Origin of the sequence: Limibacillus sp. (genome assembly GCA_037379885.1) — a bacterium.
Lineage (GTDB): Bacteria > Pseudomonadota > Alphaproteobacteria > Kiloniellales > CECT-8803 > JARRJC01.
The window spans coordinates 1-10,079 of record JARRJC010000055.1; the positions used below are offsets into that span (position 1 = coordinate 1).

Here is a 10,079-nt window from a genome sequence, read left to right on the forward strand (position 1 = left end):
GCCGTCGAACGGCTGCTGGAGGAGGCGGGCCTGAAGCGCGAGGTGGTGGAGGTGATCGGCTTCCACGGCCAGACGATCCATCACGCCCCGGAGGAAGGCCGCACCTGGCAGATCGGCGACGGCGCGCTTCTGGCGCGCCTGACGGGCCTGCCGGTGGTGAACGAGCTGCGCCTCGCCGACATGGCCGCGGGCGGGCAGGGCGCGCCCCTGGCCCCGGCCTATCACCGTGCGCTGGCGGCGGAGCTTGAGAAGCCGCTCGCCGTTTTGAACCTGGGCGGGGTCGGCAACGTCACCTGGTTGGGGAAGGGGCCTGAGGACATCCTGGCCTTCGACACCGGACCCGCCAATGCCCTGCTGGACGACTGGGTCTGGCGGCAGGGTGCCGGGCGGTTCGACGAGGGCGGACGGCTGGCCGCCTCCGGCCGGATCGCCGAGCATCTGGTCGAGCAGTGGCTGCGCGCGCCCTACTTCGACCTGCAGCCGCCCAAGTCCCTCGACCGCGACGCCTTTGCGACGCCGGGGCTGGAAGGGCTGATGCTGGAGGATGGGGCTGCGACCCTCACGGCCTTCACCGCCGCCAGCGTGGCGCGCGCCGCGGAGAGCTTTCCAGGGCCGGTCGCCAGCGTGCTGGTCACCGGCGGCGGGCGGCGGAATCCCATGATGATGGCGATGCTGGCCGCGCGGCTCGGCGTGGCGGTGGAGCCGGTCGAGCGCTTTGGCTGGGACGGCGATGCCTTGGAAGCCCAGGCCTTCGCCTTCCTCGCGCTCCGGTCGCTACGGGGACTGCCGATCACCTATCCCGGCACGACAGGGGTCGTCACGCCTTTGAGCGGCGGCAAGCTTCACAAGCCGGAATAGCGGCTGGGCCCAAACCTACTCGGCGGTCTGGGCGCGCGCCTTTTGCAGATAGTCGGCGACGTGGCCGCAGAGCTGGTCCATCTCGTCCTTGTAGAAGTGCTCGGCGCCGGGCACGACGCGGTAGTCGATTTCGATGCCGCGCTGGGTCTGAAGCTTGGTGACCAGCTTGGCCACCGAGGGCTCCTGCACGATGCTGTCCTTGTCGCCCTGGACGATCAGGCCCGAGGAGGGGCAGGGGGCCAGGAAGGTGAAGTCGTACATGTTCGCGGGCGGCGAGATGGAGATGAAGCCCTCGATCTCCGGGCGGCGCATCAAGAGCTGCATGCCGATCCAAGCGCCGAAGGAAAACCCGGCCACCCAGCAGCCGCGCGCGCTCTGGTTCACGCTCTGCAGCCAATCCAGCGCCGAGGCGGCGTCGCTCAGTTCGCCTTCGCCCCGGTCGTAGGTGCCCTGGGAGCGGCCGACCCCCCGGAAGTTGAAACGCAGCACGGAGAAGCCCTGCTTGGCGAAGGTATGAAAGAGGTTGTAGACAACCTTGTTGTTCATGGTGCCGCCATGCTGGGGGTGCGGATGCAGCACGATCGCAACCGGCGCGCTGGGATCCTTGGCATGGAGGTAGCGGCCTTCGAGACGCCCCTCGGGGCCGTTGATGATGACGTCAGGCATATTTCCCGTTCACCTTGGCTTTAAATTTGCGGTCAGCGACCAAATATCTGAGTCCAGCGGTTGGACTTTTCCAACAGCACGCCCCTATCTTGGCGTGAAACCTTAGTACTGGCACCGGACCGAAGGCCCGTGGGGCGCGGAGTGTAACATGGCCGAAACGAGCTTTTTCAAGTCGATCGTCGAAGATATCGACGCCGCGATGGCGCGCGATCCCTCCGCGAAGTCACGCTTGGAAGTGGTGCTTTGCTTCCCAGGTTTCCAGGCGTTGCTGTTCTACCGCATTTCACACTGGCTGTGGGACAGAAAACTTCACCTTCTGGGACGCTGGATTTCGGCGGTCGGCCGCGTGCTGACCGGGGTCGAGATCCACCCCGGCGCGCGGATCGGTCGGCGGCTCTTCATCGACCACGGCTGCGGCGTCGTGGTGGGCGAGACGGCCGAGATCGGGAATGACGTGACGCTTTACCACGACGTCACTCTGGGCGGCGTCGCCCCCTCGGTCGACAGCGACAAGCAGCGCAACCAGAAGCGCCATCCGACGCTTGAGGATAATGTGATCGTGGGCTCCGGCGCACAGATCCTGGGCCCGATAACCGTGAAGCGCTGCGCACGCGTGGGCGCGAACGCCGTGGTCACCAAGGAGGTCGAGGAGAACACGACGGTGGTCGGCATCCCCGCGCGCGCCGTCAAGGTGCGCGGCGAGAGCGAGGAGCCTGCACGTTTCGTCGCCTACGGCACGCCGACCGGCGACCTTCCGGACCCGGTCGCCCGTGCGCTTGACGGCATGATGGCCGAGTTGACCCGCTTGCAGACCCGCGTGGAAGAGTTGGAGGCGCGCGAGAAAGACACGAACGTGCCCATCGAGGGCGAGGAAAAAGAGCCCCAGCGCGCCAGCAGCGGAAAGAACTGACGCGGGCCAGCGTGTTCGCGCCACGCTTGTTTTTGGAGGTTGGAGGCAGATGAAACTCAGTACCAAAGGCCGCTACGCCGTGATGGCGATGGTCGACCTTGCCGCCCAAGGCAGCGACAAGCCGATCGCGCTGGCCGACATTGCCGAGCGTCAGGAAATCTCCCTTTCCTATCTGGAGCAGCTCTTCGCCAAGCTGCGGCGCGGTGGGCTGGTCAGTTCCGTGCGCGGGCCCGGTGGCGGCTACCGCATGTCCAAGCCCGCCCGGGAAACGCTGATCGCAGACATCATCCTGGCCGTGGACGAGCCGATCCGCGCGACCCGCTGCACGCCCGGCCAGCCGCTCGGCTGCGGCGGCAGGAAGTCGCGCTGTCTGACGCACGACCTCTGGGAGGAACTGGGCAGCCAGATCTACTATTTCCTCTCCGCCGTGACCGTCGCCGATGTCGTGGACGGACGCGTGCGCGGGCTTGCGGGCCGTTTGAGCGAAGGCTTCCGGCGGGAAGCCGGGTGACCCGGCCTCCGGCTTCATCCTTTTCAGCGCCATGACCGACAGCATCTATCTCGATCATAACGCCACCGCGCCGCTGCGCCCTGAGGCCGCCGCGGCCCTCAGCGAGGCCTTCGCACTTCCCGGCATGGGGAACCCCTCTTCCGTTCACGCGGCGGGCCGCGCGGCCCGCGCGCTTCTGGAAGAGGCCCGCGAGCGCCTGGCCGCGCTCTACGGCGCTCAGCCGCGCGAGTTGATCTTCACGTCCGGCGGGTCTGAAGCGAACAACCAGGCGCTGGCGGCGGCGGGACAGGGACCCGTTCTGGTCTCCGCCGGAGAGCACGACTCGGTTCTCGCCGCCGCACCGGGCGCGGAGCGTTTGGCGCTGACGCCGGAGGGGCAGGTGGATCTCGATGCCCTGCGCGCGCGGCTCGTAAGCGATCCGAAGCCCGTACTCGTCTCGGTCCTCTGGGTGAACAACGAGACCGGGGTGATCAATCCGGTCCTGGAGATTGCCCGGCTGGTGCAGGAGGCTGGGGCGCTCTTTCACTGCGATGCGGTTCAGGCGGCGGGAAAGCTGCCGCTCGACTTCGCGGCCTGCGGCGCCGACCTCTTGTCGCTGTCCGCGCACAAGGTCGGCGGACCGGCTGGCTGCGGCCTCCTGCTGCTGCGCGACGGATTGGAGGCGCCCGCCTTTGTGAAGGGCGGCGGGCAGGAACGTCGGCGGCGCGCAGGCACCGAGAACCTCTTGGGCGCGCTCGCCTACGCCGCAGCCGCCGAGGCCGCCGAGGCGGGGCGCGCCGCGCTGACTGAACGGCTGAGCGTTTGGCGCGATGCCTTTGAAGCCCGGCTGTGCGAGGCCGCGCCCGAGGTCAAGGTTTTCGGGGCCGACGCGCCCAGGGTCGCCAACACCAGCTGTATTGCCTGGGCGTCCGCGCCTTCGGAAACGCAGGTCATGGCCATGGACCTCGCAGGCTTTTGCGTCAGCGCCGGGTCGGCCTGCTCCTCCGGCAAGGTGACGCCCTCCCACGTTCTCAGCGCCATGGGCGCTTCGCCGCAGGAGGCGGGCGGGGCCTTGCGCATCAGCCTCGGCTGGGATAGCCGTGAGAGCGATTTGACCGCCTTTACCGAGGCTTGGCTGCAGTTCTACCGCCGCCGCCGCGCGGCGGCCTGAGGAAGGCATCACGGGAATCATGAGCGCGCGCGAAGACAACAGGCCCAAGACGCCGGTCTACCTGGACTACCAGGCGACCACGCCGATGGACCCGCGCGCCTATGCGGTCATGGCGCCGTACTTCACCGAGCACTTCGCCAATCCCCATTCGGTCGAGCATGCCGCGGGCCGCGCGGTGGCCGAGGCGACCGAAGTGGCGCGCGGACAGGTGGCCCAGCTGATCGGCGCGGAGCCGCGCGAGGTGATCTTCACCTCCGGCGCGACCGAGGCCAACAACCTCGCCATCAAGGGTGCGGCGCGGTTCGCGCGGGAGCACAAGGGCAAGGATCACGTGATCACGCTGGAGACCGAGCACAAGTGCGTGCTGGAATCCATGAAGCGGCTTCAGTCCGAAGGGATGCGCCTGACGGTTCTGCCGGTCCAAGAGGACGGGCTGCTCGACCTCAACCGTTTGGAGGACGCGCTGGACGACAAGACCGCCCTGGTCTCCGTCATGGCGGTCAACAACGAGATCGGGGTGATTCAGCCCCTGGCCGAAATCGGCCGGCTCTGCCGCGCGGCGGGCGCGCTCTTTCACAGCGACGCCGCGCAGGCCGCCGGGAAGATCGCCCTGGACGTGGAGGAGATGCAGGTCGACCTCTTGTCCCTCTCCGGGCACAAGGTCTATGGACCCAAGGGAATCGGCGCGCTCTATCTGCGCCGCAGGCCGCGCGCGCGCGTCGAGCCGCTGATGGATGGCGGCGGGCAGGAGCGGGGCCTTCGCTCCGGCACCTTGCCCGCGCCGCTGGTCGTGGGCTTCGGTGAGGCCTGCCGTCTGGCGGGCGAAGAGCGCGTCGCCGACGAACGCCGGATTTCAGCCTTGCGAAAACGCCTTTTGGATGGTCTAACCGCGCGCGTTTCCGGGATCGGCATCAACGGCAGCCTGAAGGCGCGCGTCGCCGGCAACCTCAATCTCAGGGTTGAAGGCGTGGATGCCCAGGAGCTGTTGAAGGCCGTGCCGGAGATCAGCTTTTCCACCGGGTCGGCCTGTTCGTCGGCTGCGGTGGAGCCTTCCTACGTGCTGCGCGCGCTGGGCTTGAGCGAGGCCGAGGCGCGGCAGTGCTTCCGCCTTGCACTGGGCCGTTTCACCAGCGAGGCGGAGGTCGATTTTGCCGTGGAGGCGCTGGCCGACGGCATCGCGCGGCTGCGCGAGCGCGCAAAGGGCGCGGCCTGAAGAACGGATGAAGCAGAAGAACTAAGAGGAGCTGGCGAAACCATGCCGAAAATGGTCTTCATCGAACGGGACGGAACCCGCAAGGAAGTCGAGGCCCCCAACGGCCTCTCCGTGCTGGAGATCGCGCACCGTAACAACATCGACATCGAAGGCGCCTGCGAAGGCTCGCTCGCCTGTTCGACCTGTCATGTGATCGTGGAGGACTCCTGGTTCGAGAAACTGGAAGAGGCCTCCGAAGACGAAGAGGACATGCTGGACCTCGCCTTCGGCCTCTCGGCGACCTCGCGTCTCGGCTGTCAGATCATCATGAGCGACGAGCTCGACGGGCTGACCGTCAATCTGCCGAACGAAACCAGGAACATGCTGCTCGACTAAGCCACAGGCAGACCGCCAGCCAGAAGGCCAGAGCAGGCGGCGAGTAGGCGCAAACTGGGTCTTTCCTTCCCCGCAATCTGTCTTGCTATAGTCGGGCGGAGAGACGGGGTCGTAAAAAGAGGGGTGAGCCCATGCGCAGTCAGGTCGAAAAGGCGTTGGGCCTCTTGCGCGGTAGCGAGGCGATCGAGCCCTATGTCTTCCGTCCCTGGCTGGACAGCCTTTCCTTCAGGACCATCGTCGATGTCTACTTTCCCCTGTCGCGCGCCTGGGCGCTGGCGGAGGACTGCGGCTACGACAGCGCTGCTTTTCTGGAGCGTCTGCCCGCTACCCTCCCCAGCTTTCTTGAGAACGCCGCTGTGGTGGAGCGCGGTACGGACTGGATGCTGTCCTCCGCGAGGGAGGCGGCGGAGACCTACCGGGCCGAGGAGGCGAACTGGCGCAAGGCCTTCTTCGCCGAGAAGCCGCCCGAAGGACCGGTGCTTGCCAAGCGGCAAGCCGCGCGCCTGAAGGCCGCCGACGCCTTTTCCGCCTCGCGCTCCTACTTTCTGCCGCTGAAGCTCCTGGGCCGCACGCCCGGGCTCAACTGGAACGTGGCCCCGCCGGAGCAGGTGGAGCGGCGCTTCGGTCCCTACCTGGACAAGCCGGAGGCGTTGCTCGATCCGGCCGTCGACCTCCCGGTCTTCGAGGAGTCCCATGGGTTCGTCGAGCGCGGGCGGCGGCACCGCTGGCTGCGCGCGCCCGGATCGAAGGAGGTTGGTGCACAGGGCGCAGACGCGCAAGCCAAGCCGCTCTGGGCCCACGTCATCGAGCCGGAGGACGCCAAGGACCCGCCGACCCTGCTTTTCCTCCACGGCATCGCCATGGAGACCGAGATGTGGGTCGGCTTCGAGGATGCGGTGTCGCTGGCCGTGGACCGGGGGTTCCGGGTCATCCGGCCCGAGGGACCCTGGCACGGGCGGCGAAGACTCTCCGGTTACTTCGGCGGGGAGCCGGTCTTGAGCTGGGGGCCGCTCGGCTTTCTGACCTACATCACCAGCCACCTGCGCGAAGCCGGGCAGCTGATCGCCTGGGCGCGTGGCGAGGGCGGCGGGCCGGTGGCGCAACTCGGCCTCAGCCTTGGCGGACTGACCAGCCAGCGGCTCGGCACCGCCGCCAACCACTGGCCGGAGGCCTTCCGTCCGGACGCCCTGATGCTGTTGGTGGTGAGCGGACGCGCCGGATCGCTGGAGATCGGCGGGCGGCTTGCCCGCGAACTGGGCATCCCTCAGAAAATGGCCGAGTGCGGCTGGAGCGAGGAGACGCTGGCGCCCTACCGCTTCTTCGCCGAGCCCCAGGAAGCGCCGCCCCTGCCGCCGAGCCGGCTTTTCATGTTGCTGGGCCGCCACGACGAACTGATGCCGATCGACGACGGTCTGGCGCTGGCCAAGCGCTGGAAGGTGCCGGACAAGAACCTGAGCGTGACGGAGCAGGGCCACTTCTCCGCCTCCCTCGGCCTTTCGGACCGGCCGGGCATCTACAAGAACTTCCTCGAGACGGTGAAGGCGCTTTAGCTTCGGCTTTCGTTTTGCCGCCGCCATCCCTATATTCCCGGCCATGAACGCAGAGCCGATGAACAGCTTGGGCCTCCCGAAGGCGCCCGCGGAGACGCGCGTGGTGGTGGCCATGTCGGGTGGGGTCGACTCCTCCGTGACCGCCGCGCTCTTGAAGCGCGAGGGCTACGAGGTGATCGGCATCACGCTGCAGCTCTATGACCAGGGCGCAACGCTGGCGCGCAAGGGCGCCTGCTGCGCGGGCCAGGACATCTACGACGCGCGCCGCGTGGCCGACGCCATGGGCTTTCCCCACTACGTGCTGGACTACGAAAGCCGCTTTTCCGAGGCGGTGGTGGAGGACTTCGCCGACAGCTACCTGCGCGGCGAGACGCCCATCCCCTGCGTGCGCTGCAATCAGACTGTGAAGTTCCGCGACCTGCTTTCGACGGCCAAGGAACTGGGCGCCGACGTGCTGGCGACCGGCCACTACGTGCGCCGGGTCGTGGGTGCCGAGGGCGCCGAGCTGCACGGCGCGGAGGAGAGCGGGCGCGACCAGAGCTACTTCCTTTTCGCCACCACGCCCGAGCAGCTGGATTTCCTGCGCTTCCCGCTGGGCTCGCTGCCCAAGAGCGAGACGCGCCGTCTGGCCGAGGAGCTGGCGCTGCCGGTGGCGGACAAGCCGGACAGCCAGGACATCTGCTTCGTGCCGGGCGGCTCCTACGCCCGCGTCGTGGAGAAGCTGCGCCCCGGCGCGCTGGACCCCGGCGAGATCGTCGACCTGGAGGGCCGGGTGCTGGGCCGCCACGAGGGCGTCATCAACTACACCATCGGCCAGCGCCGGGGACTGGGCATCGGCGGCGTGGAGGAGCCCTTCTACGTGGTCGCCATCGACGCCGAGGCAAAGCAGGTGGTGGTCGGCCCCAAGCAGGCGCTAGCGCGCGACCGCGTCTTCGTGAAGGAGCTGAACTGGCTGGGCGGCGCCTTGCCGGGGCCGGAGGGGCGCGCCTGTCAGGTCAAGCTGCGCTCGGCCCAGAAGCCCGCCGATGCGCGGGTCTTCGTCACCGGCGGCGGCGAAGCTCTGGTGGCGCTGGAAGAGCCGCAGTACGGCATTGCGCCCGGTCAGGCCGCCGTGCTCTATGACGGCAGCCGCGTGCTGGGCGGCGGATGGATCACCGGCAGCGAACAGGCCCGCGCCGCGGCCTGACGCAAAAGGCTGCCCGGAAGCAGGATTGGAACGAGACAGGATGGATCTGGATCAACTCGCCGCGCGCTTGCGCGAAACCGCCGCTCTCAACCCGCCGCTCGGCTATAAGGTGCTTTTCGACCTGGAAGGTCTGGGCGAGCTCTGGTGGGATGGTACGGAGAGCCCGGCGGTGGTCGAGACCTCGGCCGGCGGAGAGGCGGATACGGTGCTGAAAGTCAGCGCCGAGAACGCCGAGAAACTGCTGGCCGGCACGCTCGACCCCACCATGGCCTTCATGATGGGCAAGCTGAAGGTCGAGGGCTCCAAGGGCGTGGCCATGAAGGTGGCCTCGCTGCTGAGCGATTGAAATCGAAAGAGAGCTAGGATAGGAGCATGATGATGGGTTTGGAAGTTGGCCTTTTCGGCCTGATCTGGCTGGCGCTGGTCGTCTGGGCGGGCATTCACACGGTGCAGTCGGCGGCCTCCATGGGCGGCAAGGTGATCTGGATAGTCGTGCTGCTGATCTTCCCCTTCCTGGGCTTCATCGCCTGGCTGATCTTCGGGCCCCGCAAGGCGGGGGTCTGAGGCCCGCCGCTCTCGCTGACGGGGCGCAAAGGGCCTGTCGTGACCTCCGCGCCGCAGCCGCGCTTGACAGCCCCGTCCCATCCGCCTAAATACGCGGCACTCCTGATCCGGTGGCGGGGTAGCTCAGTCGGTTAGAGCAGCGGAATCATAATCCGCGTGTCGGGGGTTCGAATCCCTCCCCCGCTACCAAATTTCCCTTTGATGCTCTGAGTTTTGGCGTCACTCACGAACGACGGCCCTCAAATGGCCTTGATTCCCCGCTAGAAGGAATCTCGTCGTCCGAAATGTCCAGTTAGGAGTCCAGTGTTTGAGCGCTGAACAGAATCGGTTCGCGTTCAGCGGGGACCTCGACATTAAAAGTCTTTGCCTTCAACTCCGACACTATCGCGAACCATCGAAGGCGCGCGCCCTTCTGGAGTTGATCGTAACAATCCTGCCTTTGCTAGCAATCTGGACCGCCGCTTGGCACCTCCATACGCTCGGCTACCGGTGGGTGGTCCTTTTGCTCACGATCCCAGCAGCTCTCTTTCTCGTTCGCCTGTTCATGATCCAACATGATTGCGGGCATGGCGCCTTCTTGAAGAGCCGCCGAGCCAACGACTGGGTAGGCCGACTTTTGGGCGTGGTGACGATGACGCCCTATGACTTCTGGCGCCAGCAGCACTCGCAACACCATGCAGCGTCCGGCAACTTGAGCCATCGAGGCGTCGGCGACATCGACACCCTAACGGTGGCGGAGTACCGATCCCTGGGCTATTTCGGGCGACTGAGATACCGCCTCTACCGGCACCCGCTGGTCCTTTTCGGTCTAGGGCCCACTTACCTGTTCTTGTTGAAGCATCGATTGCCTATTGGGTTGATGCGCAAAGGAATTCGCCCTTGGGTGAGCACCATGGGGACTAACGCGGCCATCGCGGGAGTTGCAGCGATGCTTCTTTGGATCATGGGACCCAACGCTTTCTTGATGGTGAACCTGCCGATAGTCCTTTTGGCAGCGGCGGCGGGCGTCTGGCTATTTTACATTCAGCACCAGTTTGCAGAGACGAATTGGCAAACGCCCCCAAACTGGTCGCTCCAACACGCAGCCCTCTTCGGC

12 protein-coding genes and 1 tRNA gene are annotated in these 10,079 nt (G+C 66.8%); 12 read left to right on the forward strand and 1 reads right to left on the reverse strand.

Features of this window, described 5'->3' with window-relative positions; all coding sequences use genetic code 11:
* Positions 1–858 (forward strand): anhydro-N-acetylmuramic acid kinase (locus tag P8X75_13055; GenBank protein ID MEJ1996115.1); only part of this gene is annotated, 858 nt, incomplete at its 5' end.
* A 15-nt stretch (positions 859–873) separates the two neighbouring features.
* Here the strand turns inward: P8X75_13055 and P8X75_13060 are convergent.
* The gene (locus tag P8X75_13060; protein ID MEJ1996116.1) at positions 874–1,524 is read right to left on the reverse strand and encodes an alpha/beta hydrolase; all 651 of its coding nucleotides are present in this window, start codon (positions 1,522–1,524) and stop codon (positions 874–876) included.
* A 148-nt stretch (positions 1,525–1,672) separates the two neighbouring features.
* Here P8X75_13060 and cysE point away from each other — a divergent pair, with 148 nt between their 5' ends.
* The 11 genes from cysE to P8X75_13115 all read left to right on the forward strand — a co-directional run.
* On the forward strand, positions 1,673–2,434 hold the full coding sequence (cysE, locus tag P8X75_13065) for a serine O-acetyltransferase (GenBank protein MEJ1996117.1): 762 nt from the start codon (positions 1,673–1,675) through the stop codon (positions 2,432–2,434).
* A gap of 49 nt (positions 2,435–2,483) precedes the next feature.
* Positions 2,484–2,945 (forward strand): Rrf2 family transcriptional regulator, encoded by a 462-nt coding sequence (locus tag P8X75_13070; protein MEJ1996118.1) that lies wholly within the window; start codon positions 2,484–2,486, stop codon positions 2,943–2,945.
* A 31-nt stretch (positions 2,946–2,976) separates the two neighbouring features.
* On the forward strand, positions 2,977–4,095 hold the full coding sequence (locus tag P8X75_13075) for a cysteine desulfurase family protein (protein MEJ1996119.1): 1,119 nt from the start codon (positions 2,977–2,979) through the stop codon (positions 4,093–4,095).
* Between the two features lie 19 nt (positions 4,096–4,114).
* The gene (locus P8X75_13080; protein MEJ1996120.1) at positions 4,115–5,308 is read left to right on the forward strand and encodes an aminotransferase class V-fold PLP-dependent enzyme; all 1,194 of its coding nucleotides are present in this window, start codon (positions 4,115–4,117) and stop codon (positions 5,306–5,308) included.
* A gap of 42 nt (positions 5,309–5,350) precedes the next feature.
* Positions 5,351–5,683: a ferredoxin family 2Fe-2S iron-sulfur cluster binding protein gene (locus P8X75_13085; GenBank protein MEJ1996121.1), complete on the forward strand. Its 333-nt coding sequence runs from the start codon at positions 5,351–5,353 to the stop codon at positions 5,681–5,683.
* A gap of 131 nt (positions 5,684–5,814) precedes the next feature.
* The gene (locus P8X75_13090) at positions 5,815–7,233 is read left to right on the forward strand and encodes a hypothetical protein (protein ID MEJ1996122.1); all 1,419 of its coding nucleotides are present in this window, start codon (positions 5,815–5,817) and stop codon (positions 7,231–7,233) included.
* A 58-nt stretch (positions 7,234–7,291) separates the two neighbouring features.
* Positions 7,292–8,419: a tRNA 2-thiouridine(34) synthase MnmA gene (gene mnmA, locus P8X75_13095; GenBank protein ID MEJ1996123.1), complete on the forward strand. Its 1,128-nt coding sequence runs from the start codon at positions 7,292–7,294 to the stop codon at positions 8,417–8,419.
* Positions 8,420–8,459: 40 nt separating this feature from the next.
* Positions 8,460–8,765: an SCP2 sterol-binding domain-containing protein gene (locus P8X75_13100; protein MEJ1996124.1), complete on the forward strand. Its 306-nt coding sequence runs from the start codon at positions 8,460–8,462 to the stop codon at positions 8,763–8,765.
* A gap of 26 nt (positions 8,766–8,791) precedes the next feature.
* Entirely contained in the window at positions 8,792–8,983 is a 192-nt protein-coding gene (locus tag P8X75_13105; GenBank protein MEJ1996125.1) for a PLDc N-terminal domain-containing protein, read from the forward strand.
* A gap of 112 nt (positions 8,984–9,095) precedes the next feature.
* Positions 9,096–9,172, forward strand: a tRNA-Met gene (locus P8X75_13110).
* 163 nt (positions 9,173–9,335) lie between these two features.
* Positions 9,336–10,079 (forward strand): fatty acid desaturase (locus P8X75_13115; protein ID MEJ1996126.1); only part of this gene is annotated, 744 nt, incomplete at its 3' end.

What these genes read in the sequence shown, in the direction of transcription:
- P8X75_13060 (MEJ1996116.1), bottom strand. Translation starts at nt 1,524, where the DNA reads ATGCCTGACGTCATCATCAACGGCCCCGAGGGGCGTCTCGAAGGCCGC.
- cysE (MEJ1996117.1), top strand. Translation starts at nt 1,673, where the DNA reads ATGGCCGAAACGAGCTTTTTCAAGTCGATCGTCGAAGATATCGACGCC.
- P8X75_13070 (MEJ1996118.1), top strand. Translation starts at nt 2,484, where the DNA reads ATGAAACTCAGTACCAAAGGCCGCTACGCCGTGATGGCGATGGTCGAC.
- P8X75_13075 (MEJ1996119.1), top strand. Translation starts at nt 2,977, where the DNA reads ATGACCGACAGCATCTATCTCGATCATAACGCCACCGCGCCGCTGCGC.
- P8X75_13080 (MEJ1996120.1), top strand. Translation starts at nt 4,115, where the DNA reads ATGAGCGCGCGCGAAGACAACAGGCCCAAGACGCCGGTCTACCTGGAC.
- P8X75_13085 (MEJ1996121.1), top strand. Translation starts at nt 5,351, where the DNA reads ATGCCGAAAATGGTCTTCATCGAACGGGACGGAACCCGCAAGGAAGTC.
- P8X75_13090 (MEJ1996122.1), top strand. Translation starts at nt 5,815, where the DNA reads ATGCGCAGTCAGGTCGAAAAGGCGTTGGGCCTCTTGCGCGGTAGCGAG.
- mnmA (MEJ1996123.1), top strand. Translation starts at nt 7,292, where the DNA reads ATGAACAGCTTGGGCCTCCCGAAGGCGCCCGCGGAGACGCGCGTGGTG.
- P8X75_13100 (MEJ1996124.1), top strand. Translation starts at nt 8,460, where the DNA reads ATGGATCTGGATCAACTCGCCGCGCGCTTGCGCGAAACCGCCGCTCTC.
- P8X75_13105 (MEJ1996125.1), top strand. Translation starts at nt 8,792, where the DNA reads ATGATGATGGGTTTGGAAGTTGGCCTTTTCGGCCTGATCTGGCTGGCG.